This window comes from Pseudomonas sp. JC1203 (assembly GCF_056175065.1).
Genome location: NZ_JBWCAM010000001.1, coordinates 571,779 through 589,937, shown reverse-complemented (window position 1 = coordinate 589,937; position 18,159 = coordinate 571,779). Strand labels below are relative to the sequence as shown.

The following is an 18,159-nucleotide window of genomic DNA, read 5'->3' as shown; positions in this document are numbered from 1 at the left end:
TTGAAGTCAGACGTCACAGGCCTCCCATGTACATCCAGATTCTAGGTTCTGCCGCCGGTGGCGGTTTCCCCCAGTGGAACTGCAACTGCGTGAACTGCAAGGGCTACCGCGACGGTACCCTGAATGCCAAGGCGCGTACCCAATCCTCGATTGCCCTGTCCGATGACGGCGTGCACTGGGTCCTGTGCAACGCCTCGCCGGATATCCGCGCCCAGCTGCAGGGCTTCGCGCCCATGCAACCGGCCCGCGCCCTGCGCGACACCGGCATTAACGCCATCATCCTGCTGGACAGCCAGATCGACCACACCACCGGCCTGCTGAGCCTGCGCGAAGGCTGCCCGCACCAAGTGTGGTGCACCGACATGGTCCACCAGGACCTGACCACCGGTTTCCCATTGTTCAACATGCTCAGCCACTGGAACGGTGGCCTGCAGTGGAACCGCATCGAGCTGGAAGGCAGCTTCACCATCCCTGCCTGCCCGAACCTGCGCTTCACCCCGTTCCCGCTGCGCAGCGCCGCGCCGCCCTACTCGCCGCACCGCTTCGACCCGCACCCGGGCGACAACCTGGGCCTGCGCGTGGAAGACCTGCGCACCGGCGGCAAGCTGTTCTACGCCCCGGGCCTGGGCCAGGTGGACGACACGCTGCTGGGGCACATGGCCGATGCCGACTGCCTGCTGGTAGACGGCACGCTGTGGGAGGATGATGAAATGCAGCGCCGTGGCGTGGGTACCCGCACCGGCCGCGAGATGGGCCACCTGTGCCAGAACGGCCCTGGCGGCATGCTGGAAGTGCTGGACGGCCTGAGCAAGCCGCGCAAGGTGCTGATCCACATCAACAACACCAACCCGATACTCGATGAAGACTCGCCCGAACGCGCCGAAGTGACCCGCCGCGGCGTGGAAGTCGCCTTCGATGGCATGAGCATCGAACTGTAGGAGTGTGAGCATGACCGACGCCAAGGCAATGTCCCCGGCCGAATTCGAGCAGGCCCTGCGCGCCAAGGGTGCGTATTACCACATCTACCACCCGTACCACGTGGCGATGTATGAAGGCCGCGCCACCCGCGAGCAGATCCAGGGCTGGGTGGCCAACCGGTTCTACTACCAGGTCAACATCCCCATGAAGGACGCCGCGATCCTGGCCAACTGCCCGGACCGTGAAGTGCGCCGCGAGTGGATTCAGCGCCTGCTGGACCACGATGGCGCGCCTGGCGAGGACGGCGGCATCGAGGCCTGGCTGCGTTTGGGCCAATCGGTGGGCCTGGACCCAGACCAACTGCGCTCCCAGGAATTGGTACTGCCCGGCGTGCGCTTCGCCGTGGACGCCTACGTCAACTTCGCTCGCCGCGCCAGCTGGCAGGAAGCCGCCAGCAGCTCGCTGACCGAGCTGTTCGCCCCGCAAATCCACCAGTCGCGCCTGGACAGCTGGCCACAGCACTACCCGTGGATCGACCCGGCCGGCTACGAATACTTCCGCACCCGCCTGGGCCAGGCCCGGCGTGACGTGGAACATGGCCTGGCCATTACCCTGCAGCACTACACCACCGCGGAAGGCCAGCAGCGCATGCTGGAAATCCTGCAGTTCAAGCTCGATATCCTGTGGAGCATGCTCGACGCCATGACCATGGCCTACGAGCTGAACCGCCCGCCCTACCACAGCGTCACTGGCCAGCGCGTCTGGCACAAGGGGATAGCCTTATGAGTTTCGATCGCAACCTGACCCCAAAATGGCGGCCCGGCTACCGCTTCCAGTACGAGCCAGCGCAGAAAGGCCACGTGCTGCTCTATCCTGAAGGGATGATCAAGCTCAACGACAGCGCCAGCGCCATCGGCGGGCTGATCGATGGCCAGCGCAACGTCACCGCCATCATCGCCGAACTGGACAAGCAATTCCCCGGCGTACCCGAGCTTGGTGACGACATCGAGCAATTCATGGAGGTCGCTCGTGCAGAGCACTGGATCGAACTTGCCTGAGCTGCCGGCCAAGCCTGCGGTCGGCCTGCCCCTGTGGCTGCTGGCCGAGCTGACCTACCGCTGCCCGTTGCAGTGCCCGTACTGCTCCAACCCCCTGGACTTCGCTGCCCAGGGCAAGGAGCTGACGACCGAGCAATGGTTCAAGGTATTTCGTGAAGCCCGGGAAATGGGCGCTGCACAGATCGGTTTCTCCGGTGGCGAGCCGCTGGTGCGCCAGGACCTCGCCGAGCTGATCCGCGAGGCGCGGCAGCTGGGGTTCTACACCAACCTGATCACCTCTGGCATCGGCCTCACCGAGCAGAAGATCGCCGACTTCAAGACCGCCGGCCTCGACCATATCCAGATCAGCTTCCAGGCCAGCGACGAGCAGGTCAACAACCTGCTGGCCGGCTCGAAGAAGGCGTTCAAGCAGAAGCTGGAAATGGCCCGTGCGGTGAAAGCCCATGGCTACCCCATGGTGCTGAACTTCGTCACCCACCGGCACAACATCGACAAGATCGACCGTATCATCGAGCTGTGCATCGCGCTTGAAGCCGACTTCGTCGAGCTTGCCACCTGCCAGTTCTATGGCTGGGCCGAGCTCAACCGCCTGGGGCTGCTGCCCACCAAGGAGCAGCTGGTGCGCGCCGAGCGCATCACCAACGAGTACCGCGAAAAGCTGGCGGCCGAGGGCAACCCCTGCAAGCTGATCTTCGTCACCCCGGATTACTACGAGGAACGCCCCAAGGCGTGCATGAACGGCTGGGGCAGCATCTTCCTCACCGTGACCCCGGACGGCACCGCCCTGCCCTGCCACGGCGCGCGGCAAATGCCGATCCAGTTCCCCAACGTGCGCGAGCACAGCATGCAGCACATCTGGTACGAGTCGTTCGGTTTCAATCGCTTCCGTGGCTATGATTGGATGCCCGAGCCGTGCCGCTCCTGCGACGAGAAAGAAAAGGACTTCGGTGGCTGTCGTTGCCAGGCTTTCATGCTGACCGGCGATGCCAGCAATGCCGACCCCGTGTGCAGTAAATCCGCGGACCACGGGATCATCCTCAAGGCCCGTGAAGAGTCAGAGACTGCCACGCAGACGATCGAACAACTGGCCTTCCGAAATGAACGAAACTCGAGAATCATCGCCAAGGCCTGACCTGTTCAGCGCCGCCCAGGCCGTTGCCGCCGGCACCGATTTTGCCGAACTGGCGGTCGGCCCGGCGGGGCTGTTCTGGAACGAATTCCGCCCCCAGGACGCCGCCTGCCGGATCTGGCAGTGGCAGGGCGAACAGGCGCGCTGCCTGACCCCTGATGGCTTCAGCGTGCGCAGCCGCGTGTACGAATATGGCGGCGGTTCGTTCTGCCTGGCTGGCGACGGCCTGGTGTTCGTCAACGAAGCCGACCAGCAGCTCTACTTCCAGGACCTGGCAGGCACCGCTCCCCGCCGCCTAAGCCACAACGACTGCCGCTACGGTGGCCTGCAGGCCAACGCCGAGTGGGTATTCGCCGTGGAGGAAAGCCACCACGGCGCGCAGGTCGAACACCGCCTGGTGAGCCTTGCCCTGGCCGATGGCACACGCCAGGTGCTGGCCGCAGGCGCTGACTTCTACGCCACGCCCAGCGTCAGCGACGATGGCCAACGCCTGGCCTGGGTGGAGTGGAACCGGCCCCACCAACCCTGGACCATAACCCGCCTGATGACCTGCCGACGGCTGCCCTCGGGCGCCTGGGGGAAGCCTGAGCAAGTGGGTGGCGATCACGAACAATCGCTGCAGCAGCCGCGCTTCGATGCCGATGGCCGCCTGTGCTGCCTGTCCGACGTCGACGGCTTCTGGCAGCCCTGGGGCGAGACGGCAAACGGCTGGGCCCTGTTGCCCTCCCGCCGGGCCGACCACGCCGGGGCTCCCTGGCAGTTGGGCGCCAGTACCTGGCTGCCGCTGGCCGGTGAGCACTTCCTCGCCACCTGGTTCGAGGACGGCTTCGCCCGCCTGGGCATCTGCCAGCACGACGGCGTGATCCACGACTACAGCGGCGACTTCAGCCGCTTCCGGTGCCTGGCCATCGACGCGCAATTCATCTACGCCATCGCTGCCTCTGCCACCTGCCCGCCAGCGGTCATTGCCATCGACCGCGCCAACCGCCAGGCGCGGGTGCTGGCCGGCGGTGTGCTGCCGCTGCCCGCCGACCAGGTCAGCCGCCCGCAACCGCTGCGCTATGCCAGTGGCGACGGCCAGGCCCACGGCTTCTTCTACCAGGCCATGAACGGCGACAGCCAGCCGCCGCTGGTGGTGTTCATCCACGGCGGCCCCACCTCCGCCTGCTTCCCGGTATTCGACTCGCGCATCCAGTACTGGACCCAGCGCGGCTTCGCCGTGGCCGACCTCAACTACCGCGGCAGCAGCAGCTACGGCCGCGCCTACCGCCAGGCCCTGCACCTGCGCTGGGGCGAGGCCGACGTGCAGGACGCCTGCGCAGTAGTCAGCCACCTGGCCGACCGCGGCCTGATCAACCCCGACCAGGCGTTCATCCGCGGCGGCAGTGCCGGCGGCTACACCACCCTGTGCGCCCTGGCCTTCCACAACGTTTTCCGCGCCGGCGCCAGCCTGTACGGCGTCAGCGACCCGATTGCCCTGGGCAAGGCCACGCACAAGTTCGAGGGTGACTACCTGGACTGGCTGATCGGCGACCCGCAGCGCGACGCCGCCCGTTACCGCGAGCGCACCCCGCTATTCCACGCGGGCAACATCAAGGCGCCGGTGATTTTCTTCCAGGGTGAACTGGACGCCGTGGTCGTGCCCCAGCAGACCCGTGACATGCTCAAGGCCCTGAGGGACAACGGCCTGCCGGCCGAGGCGCACTTCTACCCGGACGAACGCCACGGCTTCCGCAAGGCGGCGAACCTGGCGCATGCGCTGGAACAGGAGTGGCGGTTTTATCGGCGGGTGATGGAGGGGTGAGGCAGGCTTGTGTCAGCCAACCGTGAGGGTGACAGGCTTGCCAATTCGGCTGAGCATCTCGCTTTTTCCGAGAGGGCCTTCAGCCGGACCGCCTCATCATGGGAAAACCCAAGATCGACGAAGACATTGCCGTCGGCTTCCGTGACATGACTGATTACATTATCTATTTTCACTTCTTGCCCGCCTCAAAAGGCTTCACCTCTGTCGAAGAGGTGGAGCCTAATCGCGGCGATCGAAAATGAATGTCAGCCGATTCGAGTTAACTCGTCAGGCATTTCTCAAATGAACGATTTCAACGTTTCGCGATGATGTACACCGCATGCACGATCCCGGGGATGTAGCCGCACAGCGTCAGCAGGATATTCAGCCAGAAGGCACCGCCGAAACCCACTTGCAGGAAGACACCCAGCGGCGGCAGCAGAATGGCGACGATAATGCGGATAAAGTCCATGGTACGGCTCCTGGAGGTTGATAACCAACTGACATCACCGTGGGCGTGGGGGTTCAACTCCGTGCCAGGTACACGCTGCTGGTGTCAAAGGAACACGTCGGCAGACACCTTGAAGCGTCGGGCCAGCGCCCGGATTTGCCGAAGGTTGAGCTGGCGCTTGCCGGCGAGGATCTCCGAAATCACCGACTGCGGACCGACCTCGTCCAGGTCAGCCTGCTTGAGCCGATGCTGGTCCATGAGAAACTTCAATACCTCGGAGCCTGAAGCCTTTGGCATGGGCCTGCGCTCAAGGTCATAGGCGGTAATGAGATCGGCCAGGTGGTCAATCAGGTCGGATAGCGGATGCTCCTCATCGCTTCCGATGAGGGAAAGAAGCTCATCCAGCGAAGCGACCAGCGCATCGTAGTCAGGCTCTGTCCTGGGCTTCGCCATCAAGGGTGAGAGCAGATGCCAATGCTCGGCAGCGAATTTGATCGAAGGGTTCAAGAGGTCTCCTCCTTCCATTTGCCTATGCCGATAACTCTCGCACAACCACGAACATCGCAAAATGCGATAAATCCGACAAACACGTAGGATGCATCCCTGGTACGCGTAATTTTACGTTCAACGCCTTTGGTTCAAGCAAAAAAAAACGCCCCGACCCAAGGGGGAATCCAGGCCGGGGCGTTGCGTAAACACGCAGACGGTACAGGGAAATCAGTGCAGGCGGTGGCTGCGCGCCCGGGCGAACGCCAGGCTCAGGCGCTGGAACAGTGGGGGTGCGGCAACCTCGTCGGGCTGCGCGACAGGAATGCTCAAGTCATCGATGATCAACAGGATGTCCAGCGCGCGGCACAGCTGTTCGACGCCCTTGAGGTAGGCATCGGCGGCAGGGCCAGCCGTGGGCTGAAGCATGATGGCGACGGTTTGTGAATCAACCGCGGCGTGCAGCGCCGGCAAGTCGCCGAACGCCAGCGCATCACCCAGCGCGTCGTCGCACACCCGGATGATCTGGCCGGCGCAGCGGCGGCGCATCGCCCCCCAGTCGAGGGCCAGGGCCATGGCGGCCTCACGGGCGCTCGCACCGGTGCCCAGCAACAGGGCCTGCTCGCAGGCTGTGGCGTGGCACAGTTGGTCGAGGCTGGGCGCCAGGCTCAGCACGTCGGCCGGCTGCGTGGTCTTTCCTATGTAAACGCCCAGTTGTCTGTGACTACCCATTGCCATCAACCTGCCTGCAACCCCTGTCAATGGCGCGTAGACTAGGCGTTTGCCGGCCGACGGGCCATTTCGATTTTCGAGCATTTTCGATAAGTGAAACTTATGGATTTTCGCCAACTGCGCTATTTCGTCGCGGTCTATGAAGAAGGCCACGTGGGCCGCGCCGCCGAGCGCCTGTCGTTGTCGCAACCTGCCCTTTCGCAGCAGATTCGCCAGCTGGAACACAGCCTCGACGTGAGCCTGTTCGAACGCGGCAACAAGCGCCTGCTCCCCACCCTGGCGGCCCACACCCTCTATAACCACGCGCTGCCACTGCTCGACGGCATGCAGAAAGCCCGCGAGGCGCTGCTGGGTTTTCGTGGCCAGGCGCTGCGTACCCTGGCCATCGGCGTGCTGCAGACCGTGCACCCGGGAATGGTGCCGCAACTGCTGGAGCGGGTGCGCAAGGCGCAGCCGCACCTGGTGATCCAGATCTACGAGCTGTCCGGCATGGAGATCGAGAAGCGCCTGCTCAATGGCTCGCTGGACATCGGCATCAGCTACCTGCCGCCGCGCCAGCCCGGCATGCACGGGGTGCTGCTGTACGAGGACGAACTGCAGCTGGTGATACCGGCAGATCACCCGTTGCGCGAGTTCAAGAAGGTGTCGGTGCGCCAGGCCGCCGAGCTGCCGATGCTGCTGCTGGGCGAGGAATTCCAGGTACGGCAGATCTGGCAGGCGCAGCTGGCCGCGCTGGGCCGCCGCGCGCAGGTGCAGGCCGAGCTGAACAACATGGCGGGCATCCTCGACAGCCTGCCCTATATGCGCCTGGCCACGGTGTTGCCCGGCCGTGCGCAGCAGATCGGCGAAGACCCGGAGCTGTTGTGGAAACCCCTCAGCGAACCGCGCGTGCCCTTGCAGGTAGGCCTGGTGTACCGCGATGCCCAGCGCCAGCAGGCGTCGGTGACGCTGCTGCGCCAGCTGCTGGAAGACGTCATAACCCCGGCACTGGGGTGAAGAACTACGGGCAATAAAAAACCCCGCCGAGGCGGGGTTTCGCAGACTGTATCCCTGACATCCGTTTCAGCCCACCGTCCAGTGGCGGGTTCCTTGCGTGTCCGTGTTCTGTTCGGCGCTTCCTGCGCGACGTCCATGAGCAAAGATTACCCTCTGGATCCATGGCGCTGGAAGGGCCTAAAGCCGTCACGGCATGTAGGAAAAAACCTACATGCCTGTCGGACTTTTAGAACTGCTCTGCGTCGAGCAGGAAAAGCGACTCACTGCCGCCCTTCACCGAGGCCGTCAGCGAGTGGATGCGCGGCAACAGGCGGGCAAAGTAGAAGCGTGCGGTGCCCAGCTTGCTGACGTAGAAGTCTTCCTGCCCTTCCTTGCCCAGCGCGGCCTTGGCCATCAGGGCCCACATGTAGGCGTAGGCGGTGTAACCGAACACGTGCAGGTACTCCACCGACGCCGCGCCAATTTCATTCGGGTCATTCTTGGCGCGGTCCAGCAGCCAGGCGGTCAGGTCATCCAGGTTCGCCACGGCCGCTGCCAGCGGCTTGGTGAACTCGGCCAATGCCGGTGCCGCAGTGTCGATGAAGTGGCGAATTTCGTCGGCGAACAGCTGGTAGAACGCACCGCCACTGCCGATCACCTTGCGGCCCACCAAGTCCAGCGCCTGGATACCGTTGGTGCCTTCGTAGATCTGGGTGATGCGCACGTCACGCACCAACTGCTCCTGGCCCCACTCGCGAATGTAGCCGTGGCCGCCGAATACCTGCTGGCCGAGTACGGTGGTTTCCAGGCCCAGGTCGGAAAGAAACGCCTTCGCCACCGGGGTCAGCAACGCCACCAGGTCCTCGGCGCGCTTGCGCACTGCCGGGTCTTCGCTGAACTTGGCGGTGTCCAGTTGCATGGCCACGTAGGTGGAGAACGCCCGGCCGCCTTCGTTGCTGGCCTTCATGGTCAGCAGCATGCGCCGCACGTCAGGGTGCACGATGATCGGGTCGGCCACCTTGTCCTTGGCCTTGGCACCCGTGGGTGAACGGCTTTGCAGGCGGTCGCGGGCATAGTCGACGGCGCTCTGGTAGGAGCGCTCGGCCGAAGCCAGGCCCTGAATGCCGACGCCCAGGCGCTCGTAGTTCATCATGGTGAACATGGCGGCCAGGCCTTTGTTCGGCTCGCCGACGATGTAACCCACGGCTTCGTCGAAGTTCATCACACAGGTCGCCGAGCCCTGCAGGCCCATCTTGTGCTCGATGGAACCACAGCTCACGGTGTTGCGCGCGCCCAGGCTGCCGTCGGCATTGACCATGAACTTGGGCACCAGGAACAGCGAGATGCCCTTGGGCCCCGCCGGCGCATCGGGCAGCTTGGCCAGCACCAGGTGGATGATGTTCTCGGTGAGGTCGTGCTCGCCACCGGTGATGAAGATTTTCGTGCCGCTGACCTTGTAGCTGCCATCGGCCTGGGGCTCGGCCTTGGTGCGGATAATGCCCAGGTCGGTACCGGCATGGGCCTCGGTCAGGCACATGGAACCCGCCCAGACACCGGCGTACATGTTCGGCAGGTAGGTCTGCTTCAGTTCCTCACTGGCGTGGGCGTGCAGCGACAGGCAGGCGCCGGAGGTGAGCATCGGGTACAGGCCGAACGCCAGGCTTGAGGAGTTGATCATCTCCTCGACCTGCGCCGACACCGCCTTGGGCATGCCCATGCCGCCGTAGGCAGGGTCGCCGCCCACGCCCACCCAACCGCCTTCGGCGTAGGTCTGGTAGGCCTGGGGGAAGCCGTCCGGGGTGCTGACCACGGTATCGTTCCAGCGGCAGCCCTGCTCGTCGCTGTTGCGGTTCAGCGGCGCGATGGTGCGGCTGGCGACCTTGCCGGCTTCTTCCAGGATAGCTTCGACGGTCTCCGCGTCCACCACTTCAGCCAGTGCCGGTAGCTGGGCCCACAAGCTGGCCACATCGAAAACTTCATTGAGGACGAAGCGCATATCGCGCAGGGGCGCTTTGTAGTCAGCCATGGCAACCTCGCAAAGGGGGACTGGGACAGTGGATAAATCCAGTGTACCCCAACAACTTTTGCGACACATAGGGTCGTCATGTGACCGAACAGTCACCAACAGTCATGGTTTTTACCCCCGTAGCAGCGGCCAAAGGCCGCGTCCAAGGTCTAAGCCGAAGCCTGGGTACGCACCGCGCCACGGCGAGTCTGGCCATAACCCACCACGCAGTTGCGGCCCGCGCCTTTGGCGCTGTAAAGCGCTTCGTCGGCAGACTTGAGTACTTCCTCCGGCGTGCGGTGGTCCACCAACCGTTCGGCCACGCCGATGCTGATGGTCACCGACACGCTGGAGGCACCGGAGCCGTGGCGGCGCTGGCGGCCCTGCTTGTCGTCCTGCGGACGGTCGGCGTTGCGCAACTGGATGTTGTAGCTGGCAATCGCCTCGCGGATGGCTTCCAGGTGCGGCATGCACTCTTCCATGGTCTTGGCCGCGAACACCAGCGCGAACTCTTCGCCGCCGTAGCGGTAGGCACGCCCGCCGCCGGTGACCTTGGACAGCTTGCTGGCCACCAGGCGCAACACCTGGTCGCCGACGTCGTGGCCGTGGGTGTCGTTGAATTTCTTGAAGTGGTCGACGTCGGTCATCGCCAGCACATAGTTGCGCCCCAGGCGCTGCATGCGCTCGTTGAGCGCGCGCCTGCCCGGCAGCCCGGTCAACTCGTCGCGGAAGGCCATCTGGTAGGCCTCGTGGGCCACTGCCGCGGCAATCATCAGCATCACCTGGCTGCACATGATGTTCAGGGTGAACGGCAGGATGAAGGTCTTGGGCAGCATCCAGAACAAACCCAGCAGCCCCACCAACTGCGCCGCATGCAGCGGCCGCGGTTCGCGCACGTATTGCACCACCAGCAGCACCGCCGCCAGGAAGAACACCGGGTAGGCCATCTGGATCAGGCTCATCCACTGCCCATGCCACGACGGCCAGCGAATCTCGGCCAGCCAATTCAACAGCGGCACCGGGAAGCTCTGCTCCAGGCCCAGCGCAGTGCTACCCACGGCCAGCAATACGGCGAAGCGCGCCACCATATCCTGGAACAGGTGCGTGCGCTCCTGCCAGGCGCCGAACAGGCCGAACAGCGCCGGCAGCAGCAGGCAGCACAGGTGGAAGGTCACCGCGGCGTCGTCGCGCACCCGCCCGTGGTCACGGTAATAGTCGGTCTGGGTGTCGAGCAGAAAGTAGGCGATGTACACCGTGACCATCAGGAACAGCTCGCGCTGGCGGCGGTACACCGCGCAGTAGGCGCCGCCCAGCAACAGCACCAGGGTGGGCAGCACGTTGAACAGCGAGGTGAAGAATACGTTGAGGTCCCTTACATACGCAGCCGCAAGCCCTGCCAGCAACAGCAGCAGTGACGGCAGGAAATGATTGAAATGGAACATGGGTGAACGTGACAAAACGGAAATCCGATACCAGGGCGAAGTTGTGGCATTGTGCCTTCACCTGTATCGGCCGTGATGCAGATTGTTTAACGTCCAAAACAATATTTTGAAGATTGGCGCCAAAAAAAAACCGCTGCCCGAAGGCAACGGTTTTCATGCAACCACCGGGGCGCTTAGTAGCTAAGGCCGAAGTGCTCTTCGTTCATGTCCATCAGGTTGTTGGCACCCGACAGAATCGCGGCCACGTGGGTACGGGTACGCGGCAGGATGCGCTGGAAGTAGAAGCGCGCGGTCTGCAGCTTGGCGGTGTAGAACGCCTCCTCGGTAGTGCCGGCAGCCAGTTTTTCGGCAGCCAGGCGCGCCATGTCGGCCCAGAAGTAGGCCAGGCAGGCGTAACCGGAGTACATCAGGTAGTCCACCGACGCGGCGCCCACTTCCTCGCGGTCCTTCATGGCGGCCATGCCGATCTTCATGGTCAGCTCGCCCCACTCCTTGTTCAGCTGTGCCAACGGGGTGACGAACTCGGTGACAGCTTCGTTGCCTTCGTTGTTCTGGCAGAACTTGTGCACGATCTTGGTGAAGCTTTTCAGCGCCTCGCCCTGGGTCATCAGCACCTTGCGGCCCAGCAGGTCGAGGGCCTGGATGCCGGTGGTGCCTTCGTACAGCATGGAAATGCGGCTGTCGCGCACGTTCTGCTCCATGCCCCACTCGGCGATGAAGCCGTGGCCACCGTAGATCTGCACGCCATGGTTGGCCGACTCGAAGCCCACCTCGGTCATGAAGGCCTTGGCGATCGGGGTCATGAAGGCCAGTAGTGCATCGGCCTTCTTCTTCTCGTCTTCATCGGTACCGTACTTGACGATGTCGACCTGCTTGGCAGTGAAGTACACCATGGCGCGGTTGCCTTCGGCGAAGGCCTTCATGGTCAGCAGCATGCGGCGCACGTCAGGGTGCACGATGATCGGGTCAGCCGCCTTGTCCGGTGCTTTCGGGCCGGTGAGCGAGCGCATCTGCAGGCGGTCACGGGCGTATTTCAGGCCACCCTGGAACGCCACCTCAGCGTGGGCCAGGCCTTGCAGCGCAGTACCCAGGCGAGCAGTGTTCATGAAGGTGAACATGCAGTTCAGGCCTTTGTTCGCCGGGCCGATCAGGAAACCGGTGGCCGCGTCGAAGTTCATCACGCAGGTGGCGTTGCCGTGAATGCCCATCTTGTGTTCGATGGAACCGCAGGTCACGGCGTTGCGCGCGCCTACGCTGCCATCGGCGTTGGTCAGGAACTTGGGCACGATGAACAGCGAGATGCCCTTGGTGCCGGCCGGTGCATCGGGCAGGCGGGCCAGCACGATGTGGATGATGTTGTCGGCCATGTCGTGTTCACCGGCCGAGATGAAGATCTTGGTGCCGGTGACTTTGTAGGAACCGTCGGCCTGTGGTTCGGCCTTGGTGCGCAGCATGCCCAGGTCGGTGCCGCAGTGCGGCTCGGTCAGGCACATGGTGCCGGTCCATTCGCCCGACACCAGCTTGGTCAGGTAGGCGTCCTGCTGCTCGGGGGTGCCGTGCTCGGAAATGGTATTCATGGCACCGTGGGACAGGCCTGGGTACATGCCCCACGACCAGTTCGACTCGCCCACCATCTCGCTCACCGCCAGGCCCAGCGACTCCGGCAGGCCTTGGCCGCCGTGCGCCACGTCATGGGCCAGGCTTGGCCAGCCGCCTTCGACGAACTGCTTGTAGGCTTCCTTGAAGCCGGTAGGCGTCTTCACGCCCGACTCGCTCCAGGTACAGCCTTCGGTGTCACCCACCCGGTTCAGCGGAGCCAGTACCTGCTCACAAAACTTGGCGCCTTCCTCAAGGATAGCGTCAACCATGTCCGGGGTAGCGTCCTGGCAAGCCGGCAGGCTTTGATAGTGCGCTTCATAGCCAAGCAGTTCGTCACGTACGAAGCGAATATCACGCAAGGGGGCCTTGTAGTCAGGCATAGCGATAAACCTCTGCTGATGAAACTGGAATGTGGTGACCGCAACAGACCAACCAGCGGTGGATGGCTCTCTGTCAAACAGTTGTTTGAAACATACGTTTACGCCCAAAAGTTGTCAAGCATCGTTCAACCAGACTACACCCGGTCAGCAGGAATTGCGCGCGCAGGGGAGTACGCCGCAGGCCATGAATGGTGCGGTGAATGATGGAAGATCAGCGAGGTAAGGAATGCAGAAATTGGGGGGCGGGGGCGGCCCCGCTGGTTGGGGGGGCCCCCAAACCGCCCGCGGGCAAGCCAGCTCCCACAGATCAGGCAGGGGTCAGGCGTAGGTGTCGATCAGGGTGCCGAGGGTTTCGCTGGCGGCTTTTTCCACTTTCAGCCCGGCTTCGACCTCGATGCGGCCCTGATTCATCTGCACGGCGCTGTTGGCCAGGTCTTGCTGGCTGATGTCGACGGACAACAGGCGCTTGGCCTGCAGGTCGGTGGACTGGTTGCTGGCCGAGGAGTTGTCCACGGCACTGCCGGCGATCTGACCGGCGGCCTGGTCGACGCGTGTCAGGCCGCTCTGGACCGCGCTCAGGCCCGCGTAATAGGCGCTGCCGCTGGAGATTTGCATTGGTAAAACCCCGGAAACATTGAGCTGATGGCCATTATTGAAGCAGACGCCGTCAAAAAACACACGTCAAAAACACTAATGGCACATTGCCTCTCCATAGACAAAATCTAATCCAGCAAATCCAGCTGCAGGTGTTCGGCAACCATGGCCGCTGAATTGATCTTCAACCGCGGCACCCGCCCCAGGCAGGGTGCTGGCAAACATTCGGCCAGGGTGGCGAGGTTTTCTTCGAGGCGCGACGTGCGCCCATCGATGACGTTCGCTACCCAGCCGGCCAGCTGCAAGCCGTCGCGGGCGATGGCCTCGGCGGTCAGCAAGGCGTGATTGATACAACCCAGGCGCACGCCTACCACCAGAATCACCGGCAGCTTCAGGGCGATGGCGAGGTCGGATAAATTCGCCTGCCCCGACAGTGGCACCCGCCAGCCACCGGCTCCTTCGATCAGGGTGAAGTCGGCCTGCTGGGCGAGAATGGCACGCATGGGTTCCAGCAGGCCCTGCACGCTCAGGCTCACCCCGGCCTCGCGGGCCGCCAGGTGCGGGGCAATGGCCGGTTCAAAGGCAATCGGGTTGACCTGGTCGTAGGGTAGCTGGATCGAGCTTTCGGCTATCAACGCCAGGGCGTCGGCGTTGCGCAGCCCCTTGGGCGTCACGTCGCAACCCGAAGCCACCGGCTTCGCCCCCAGCGTGCTCAGGCCATTGAGCCGCGCGGCGTGCAGCAAGCCGGCGGCGATGGTGGTCTTGCCGACGTCAGTGTCAGTGCCGGCGATAAAGTAGGCTGGGCCCATTTCAGTTTCCCCCGTCCAACGGCTTGCGCAACACCGCGTAGACCACCTGGTAAGTAGCCGGCAAGCCTTGCGGCTGGCGGAATTGCTCGTATGCCTGCAACAACCCGGTCATGCGCGCCCGGCCGGTCAGGCCACCGGGGCGGCCCGGGTTGAGGTTGTGTGCGCCCAGAGCCTTGAGCTCATGGGTCAGCCCACGCACATCAGGGTAGTACAACACGTGGGGAACCTGTTCCAGACTTATAACCTGCAGGCCACTGGCGCCGCACAATTGCTGGTAATCCTCGAAACGGCGGAAGCGGTTGACGTGGACCATGCCATCCACTGCCTGCCAGCTTTCGCGCAGCTCGCGCAACGTGCCCACGCACAGGCTGGCGAACGCCATCACGCCGCCGGGCCGCAGGCTGCGCCGGGCTTCACCGAGCACGGCGGCAAAATCGCTGCACCATTGCACGGCCAGGCTGGAGAACAGCAGGTCGATGCTGGCAGTCGCCAGTGGCAGGCGTTCGGCGTCCCCCACGACATAGCCCTGGGCACCGCCGAGCGGGCGTGCGTGTTGCAGCATGCCCTCGGCAATGTCCACCGCCACGCCATAGGCATCTTCAAAGGTGCCGGCCAGGGCGCGGCTGAAATAGCCGGTGCCGCTGCCCAGGTCTACCCAGCGCCGCGGTTGCAGCCCTTCGGGCAGCCGTTCGACCAGCGCGGTGCCGACGTTGCGCTGCAGTTCGGCAACGCTGTCATAACTGGCCGCGGCGCGGGAAAAGGACGCCGCCACCTGGCGCTTGTCCGGCAGGGCGCCGGGCAGCGGTGGCGTGGAGAGATCAGTCATCGGGGGACTCATGCAGAAAGGCCTGGATGGCAGCCGCCAGTTCGTGGGGGTCTTCCAGGGGGAAAGCGTGGCTGGCCGCTTCAATGAGGCCAACTTCAATATCCGGCAGCAGCGCCAGCACGTCGCCGGCCACTTCGGCCGGCACCAGCGCGTCGTGACCACCGTACAGGTGCAGTTGCGGCCCGGCATAGGCCAGAAGGGCTGCGCGAATGTCCAGCTGGGCCAGCAGCTCCAGGCCGTGCAACAGGTGTTGTGGCTGGGTAGCCGGCGCACCGGCGGCCAACAGCTTCGACACGCTGCGCGGGTCTTGCGCAGCGCCTTGGGCGCACAGCAGGCTGAAGCGCTTCAAGGTGCTTTGCGGGTTGCCACTGCAACTGGCCAGGAACGCGTCGAAGGTCTGCGCCGGCATGGCGTTGGGCCATTCGGCGCGGGCCACGAAGCAGGGGTTGCTGGCCAGGGTCACCAAGCCGCAGCAGCGGTCGCCGCGGCGCGCGGCCAGTTCGGCGGCCAGCATGCCACCCAGCGACCAGCCACCCAGCCAGCAGTCCTGCGGCACGCTGGCGTCCAGGTCATCGAGCCAGGCCGCAAGGTCGCTGCTGCCTGGCTCGGGCAGGGGTTCGATGTGCACGTGCAAGTGCTCATCCAACCCCTGCAACGCAGCCACCAACGGTTGCAGGGGCGCAGGGCCCATGCCCCAGCCCGGCAACAGAATCAGGCGATCACGCATTGCACGGCTCCAGCAACGGATAACAATCTGCCAATGCACTCAACAATAGCTGCACTTGGGCTTCGCTGTGGGCCGCCGACAGCGTCACGCGCAGGCGTGCACTGCCCGCCGGCACGGTGGGGGGGCGGATGGCGCTGACCATGATGCCGCGCTCGCGCAGTAGCTGCGACAGGCGCACAGCACGGCCGGCGTCGCCGATCAGGATCGGCTGGATGGGCGTGAAGCTGTCCATCAATTGCAGGCCGATCTGCTCGGCGCCGTGGCGGAACTGGCGAATCAGGCTGGCCAGGTGCTCGCGGCGCCAGTGCTCGGTGCGCAGCAGCTCCAGGCTCTTGAGCGTGGCGCAGGCCAGCGCTGGCGGCTGGCTGGTGGTGTAGATATAGGGCCGGGCGAACTGCACCAGCGCCTCGATCAGGTCATCACTGCCGGCCACGAAGGCCCCGGCGGTACCGAACGCCTTGCCCAGGGTGCCAACCAGCACCGGCACATCTGCAAGGCTCAGACCGTAATGCTCGACGATACCTGCGCCATGGGCACCCAGCGGGCCGAAGCCGTGGGCGTCGTCCACCATCAACCAGGCACCCTTGGCCCGCGCAGTGCTGGCCAGGGCCGGCAGGTCGGCGATGTCGCCGTCCATGCTGAACACGCCATCGGTGACCACCAGGGTATTGCCGGTGGCTTTTTCCAGGCGGCTGGCCAGGCTGGCCGGATCGTTGTGCAGGTAACGGCTGAAGCGCGCGCCGCTGAGCAGGCCGGCGTCCAGCAGCGAGGCATGGTTGAGGCGGTCCTGCAGCACCGTGTCGCCCTGCCCCACCAGCGCGGTCACCGCGCCCAGGTTGGCCATGTAGCCGGTGGAAAACAGCAGCGCCCGCGGCCGGCCGGTAAGCTCGGCCAGGGCCATTTCCAGCTCGTGGTGCGGGCCGCTATGGCCGATCACCAGGTGCGAAGCGCCACCGCCCACGCCCCAGCGCTCGGCGCCGGCGCGCCAGGCGGCAATCACCTCGGGGTGGTTGGTCAGGCCCAGGTAATCGTTGTTGCAGAAGGCCAGCAGCGGCTGGCCGTCCACCACCACTTGCGGGCCCTGGGGGCTCTCAAGCAGTGGCCGCTGGCGGTACAGGTCGGCGGCGCGGCGCTCGGCCAGACGCGCGCTGAGGTCGAAGGCCACCGGCGCTTACGCCGACGCGGCGTTGTAGAACATCTCGCCGCTCTTCTGCTCTACCAGGGCCTGCTCGATGGCGGCCTGGTGAACTTCGTCGGCGTGCTCTTCGCGGGCTTCAGGCTGGATACCCAGGCGCGCGAACAGTTGCATGTCCTTGTCGGCCTGCGGGTTGGCGGTGGTCAGCAGCTTGTCGCCGTAGAAGATCGAGTTGGCGCCGGCGAAGAACGCCAGGGCCTGCATCTGTTCGTTCATGGCTTCACGGCCGGCGGACAGGCGCACATGGGATTGCGGCATGAGGATGCGCGCCACGGCCAGCATGCGGATGAAGTCGAACGGGTCGACGTCTTCGGCGTTTTCCAGCGGCGTGCCGGCCACTTTCACCAGCATGTTGATGGGCACCGACTCCGGGTGCTCCGGCAGGTTGGCCAGCTGGATCAGCAGGCCGGCGCGGTCGTCCAGCGACTCGCCCATGCCCAGGATACCGCCCGAGCAGATCTTCATGCCGGCGTCACGCACGTAGGCCAACGTCTGCAGGCGCTCGCTGTAGGTACGGGTGGTGATGATGCTGCCGTAGAACTCGGGCGAGGTGTCGAGGTTGTGGTTGTAGTAGTCCAGGCCTGCCTCGGCCAGGGCTGCGGTCTGTTCTTTATCCAGCTTGCCCAGGGTCATGCAGGTTTCCAGGCCCATGGCCTTCACGCCCGCGACCATCTTCAGCACGTAGGGCATGTCCTTGGCCGACGGGTGTTTCCACGCCGCGCCCATGCAGAAACGGGTGGAACCGATGGCCTTGGCCCGCGCGGCCTCCTCCAGCACCTTCTGCACTTCCATCAGCTTTTCTTTTTCCAGGCCGGTGTTGTAGTGGCCGGACTGTGGGCAGTACTTGCAGTCTTCCGGGCAGGCGCCGGTCTTGATCGACAGCAGGGTCGAGACCTGCACGCGGTTGGCGTCGAAATGCGCCCGGTGCACGGTCTGGGCCTGGAACAGCAGGTCGTTGAAAGGCTGGGTGAACAAGGCCTTGACCTCGGCCAGGGACCAGTCGTGACGAAGCGTTGCAGTTGTGCTGGCGCTCATGGGCGATTCCTTGGT

Annotated in this window: 19 protein-coding genes; 7 read left to right on the top strand and 12 right to left on the bottom strand. The window is 64.4% G+C overall.

Annotated features, from left to right (window positions below; all coding sequences use genetic code 11):
• Positions 1-26: 26 nt before the first annotated feature.
• From pqqB to AC0SZ7_RS02825, 6 genes are all read left to right on the top strand, one after another.
• A complete protein-coding gene (gene pqqB / locus AC0SZ7_RS02850; RefSeq protein ID WP_416427201.1) occupies positions 27-938 on the top strand; it encodes a pyrroloquinoline quinone biosynthesis protein PqqB in 912 nt (303 codons plus the stop codon).
• A 10-nt stretch (positions 939-948) separates the two neighbouring features.
• Entirely contained in the window at positions 949-1,704 is a 756-nt protein-coding gene (gene pqqC / locus AC0SZ7_RS02845) for a pyrroloquinoline-quinone synthase PqqC (RefSeq protein ID WP_475502894.1), read from the top strand.
• The gene (gene pqqD / locus AC0SZ7_RS02840) at positions 1,701-1,976 is read left to right on the top strand and encodes a pyrroloquinoline quinone biosynthesis peptide chaperone PqqD (RefSeq protein WP_475502893.1); all 276 of its coding nucleotides are present in this window, start codon (positions 1,701-1,703) and stop codon (positions 1,974-1,976) included. The genes pqqC and pqqD overlap by 4 nt, the downstream gene beginning before the upstream one ends.
• Complete coding sequence (gene pqqE / locus AC0SZ7_RS02835; RefSeq protein ID WP_416427204.1) at positions 1,948-3,108, top strand: pyrroloquinoline quinone biosynthesis protein PqqE; 1,161 nt, start codon at positions 1,948-1,950, stop codon at positions 3,106-3,108. Before pqqD ends, pqqE begins: the two co-directional genes overlap by 29 nt.
• Positions 3,074-4,909, top strand: coding sequence for a S9 family peptidase (locus AC0SZ7_RS02830; RefSeq protein ID WP_475502892.1), 1,836 nt, complete (start codon positions 3,074-3,076; stop codon positions 4,907-4,909). The genes pqqE and AC0SZ7_RS02830 overlap by 35 nt, the downstream gene beginning before the upstream one ends.
• Before the next feature lie 98 nt (positions 4,910-5,007).
• Complete coding sequence (locus AC0SZ7_RS02825; protein ID WP_475502891.1) at positions 5,008-5,151, top strand: hypothetical protein; 144 nt, start codon at positions 5,008-5,010, stop codon at positions 5,149-5,151.
• 50 nt (positions 5,152-5,201) lie between these two features.
• On the opposite strand, the gene AC0SZ7_RS02820 is transcribed toward AC0SZ7_RS02825, so the two are convergent.
• The 3 genes from AC0SZ7_RS02820 to AC0SZ7_RS02810 all read right to left on the bottom strand — a co-directional run bounded on the left by AC0SZ7_RS02820 (position 5,202) and on the right by AC0SZ7_RS02810 (position 6,557).
• On the bottom strand, positions 5,202-5,360 hold the full coding sequence (locus AC0SZ7_RS02820; RefSeq protein ID WP_008365129.1) for a YqaE/Pmp3 family membrane protein: 159 nt from the start codon (positions 5,358-5,360) through the stop codon (positions 5,202-5,204).
• Between the two features lie 84 nt (positions 5,361-5,444).
• Positions 5,445-5,846, bottom strand: coding sequence for a helix-turn-helix domain-containing protein (locus tag AC0SZ7_RS02815; protein ID WP_475502890.1), 402 nt, complete (start codon positions 5,844-5,846; stop codon positions 5,445-5,447).
• 210 nt (positions 5,847-6,056) lie between these two features.
• The gene (locus AC0SZ7_RS02810; RefSeq protein WP_475502889.1) at positions 6,057-6,557 is read right to left on the bottom strand and encodes a hypothetical protein; all 501 of its coding nucleotides are present in this window, start codon (positions 6,555-6,557) and stop codon (positions 6,057-6,059) included.
• 102 nt (positions 6,558-6,659) lie between these two features.
• Between AC0SZ7_RS02810 and AC0SZ7_RS02805 the strand changes: the two genes are divergently transcribed.
• On the top strand, positions 6,660-7,553 hold the full coding sequence (locus AC0SZ7_RS02805; protein ID WP_475502888.1) for a LysR family transcriptional regulator: 894 nt from the start codon (positions 6,660-6,662) through the stop codon (positions 7,551-7,553).
• Positions 7,554-7,779: 226 nt separating this feature from the next.
• Here the strand turns inward: AC0SZ7_RS02805 and AC0SZ7_RS02800 are convergent, their stop codons facing one another.
• From AC0SZ7_RS02800 to bioB, 9 genes are all read right to left on the bottom strand, one after another.
• Positions 7,780-9,558, bottom strand: a complete 1,779-nt coding sequence (locus AC0SZ7_RS02800) for an acyl-CoA dehydrogenase C-terminal domain-containing protein (protein ID WP_475502887.1) — start codon at positions 9,556-9,558, stop codon at positions 7,780-7,782.
• Between the two features lie 149 nt (positions 9,559-9,707).
• Positions 9,708-10,979 carry a GGDEF domain-containing protein gene (locus AC0SZ7_RS02795; RefSeq protein ID WP_475502886.1) on the bottom strand — a complete coding sequence of 424 codons (1,272 nt, stop codon included), beginning with the start codon at positions 10,977-10,979 and terminating at the stop codon, positions 9,708-9,710.
• A 173-nt stretch (positions 10,980-11,152) separates the two neighbouring features.
• Entirely contained in the window at positions 11,153-12,958 is a 1,806-nt protein-coding gene (locus AC0SZ7_RS02790; protein WP_475502885.1) for a phenylacyl-CoA dehydrogenase, read from the bottom strand.
• 318 nt (positions 12,959-13,276) lie between these two features.
• The gene (locus AC0SZ7_RS02785) at positions 13,277-13,573 is read right to left on the bottom strand and encodes a pyrroloquinoline quinone biosynthesis protein PqqE (RefSeq protein ID WP_475502884.1); all 297 of its coding nucleotides are present in this window, start codon (positions 13,571-13,573) and stop codon (positions 13,277-13,279) included.
• A 107-nt stretch (positions 13,574-13,680) separates the two neighbouring features.
• Positions 13,681-14,361, bottom strand: a complete 681-nt coding sequence (bioD, locus tag AC0SZ7_RS02780; protein ID WP_475502883.1) for a dethiobiotin synthase — start codon at positions 14,359-14,361, stop codon at positions 13,681-13,683.
• 1 nt (position 14,362) lies between these two features.
• Entirely contained in the window at positions 14,363-15,187 is an 825-nt protein-coding gene (bioC, locus tag AC0SZ7_RS02775; protein WP_475502882.1) for a malonyl-ACP O-methyltransferase BioC, read from the bottom strand.
• On the bottom strand, positions 15,180-15,914 hold the full coding sequence (locus AC0SZ7_RS02770) for an alpha/beta fold hydrolase (protein WP_475502881.1): 735 nt from the start codon (positions 15,912-15,914) through the stop codon (positions 15,180-15,182). The genes bioC and AC0SZ7_RS02770 overlap by 8 nt, the downstream gene beginning before the upstream one ends.
• On the bottom strand, positions 15,907-17,079 hold the full coding sequence (bioF, locus tag AC0SZ7_RS02765; RefSeq protein ID WP_475502880.1) for an 8-amino-7-oxononanoate synthase: 1,173 nt from the start codon (positions 17,077-17,079) through the stop codon (positions 15,907-15,909). Before bioF ends, AC0SZ7_RS02770 begins: the two co-directional genes overlap by 8 nt.
• A 6-nt stretch (positions 17,080-17,085) precedes the next feature.
• Complete coding sequence (gene bioB / locus AC0SZ7_RS02760) at positions 17,086-18,144, bottom strand: biotin synthase BioB (protein WP_475502879.1); 1,059 nt, start codon at positions 18,142-18,144, stop codon at positions 17,086-17,088.
• Between the last annotated feature and the right edge of the window lie 15 nt (positions 18,145-18,159).

Excerpts from the sequence above, each read along its gene's own strand:
- pqqB (WP_416427201.1), top strand. The coding sequence starts at position 27 with ATGTACATCCAGATTCTAGGTTCTGCCGCCGGTGGCGGTTTCCCCCAG.
- pqqC (WP_475502894.1), top strand. The coding sequence starts at position 949 with ATGACCGACGCCAAGGCAATGTCCCCGGCCGAATTCGAGCAGGCCCTG.
- pqqD (WP_475502893.1), top strand. The coding sequence starts at position 1,701 with ATGAGTTTCGATCGCAACCTGACCCCAAAATGGCGGCCCGGCTACCGC.
- AC0SZ7_RS02830 (WP_475502892.1), top strand. The coding sequence starts at position 3,074 with ATGAACGAAACTCGAGAATCATCGCCAAGGCCTGACCTGTTCAGCGCC.
- AC0SZ7_RS02825 (WP_475502891.1), top strand. The coding sequence starts at position 5,008 with ATGGGAAAACCCAAGATCGACGAAGACATTGCCGTCGGCTTCCGTGAC.
- AC0SZ7_RS02820 (WP_008365129.1), bottom strand. The coding sequence starts at position 5,360 with ATGGACTTTATCCGCATTATCGTCGCCATTCTGCTGCCGCCGCTGGGT.
- AC0SZ7_RS02810 (WP_475502889.1), bottom strand. The coding sequence starts at position 6,557 with ATGGGTAGTCACAGACAACTGGGCGTTTACATAGGAAAGACCACGCAG.
- AC0SZ7_RS02805 (WP_475502888.1), top strand. The coding sequence starts at position 6,660 with ATGGATTTTCGCCAACTGCGCTATTTCGTCGCGGTCTATGAAGAAGGC.
- AC0SZ7_RS02800 (WP_475502887.1), bottom strand. The coding sequence starts at position 9,558 with ATGGCTGACTACAAAGCGCCCCTGCGCGATATGCGCTTCGTCCTCAAT.
- AC0SZ7_RS02795 (WP_475502886.1), bottom strand. The coding sequence starts at position 10,979 with ATGTTCCATTTCAATCATTTCCTGCCGTCACTGCTGCTGTTGCTGGCA.
- AC0SZ7_RS02790 (WP_475502885.1), bottom strand. The coding sequence starts at position 12,958 with ATGCCTGACTACAAGGCCCCCTTGCGTGATATTCGCTTCGTACGTGAC.
- AC0SZ7_RS02785 (WP_475502884.1), bottom strand. The coding sequence starts at position 13,573 with ATGCAAATCTCCAGCGGCAGCGCCTATTACGCGGGCCTGAGCGCGGTC.
- bioD (WP_475502883.1), bottom strand. The coding sequence starts at position 14,361 with ATGGGCCCAGCCTACTTTATCGCCGGCACTGACACTGACGTCGGCAAG.
- bioC (WP_475502882.1), bottom strand. The coding sequence starts at position 15,187 with ATGACTGATCTCTCCACGCCACCGCTGCCCGGCGCCCTGCCGGACAAG.
- AC0SZ7_RS02770 (WP_475502881.1), bottom strand. The coding sequence starts at position 15,914 with ATGCGTGATCGCCTGATTCTGTTGCCGGGCTGGGGCATGGGCCCTGCG.
- bioB (WP_475502879.1), bottom strand. The coding sequence starts at position 18,144 with ATGAGCGCCAGCACAACTGCAACGCTTCGTCACGACTGGTCCCTGGCC.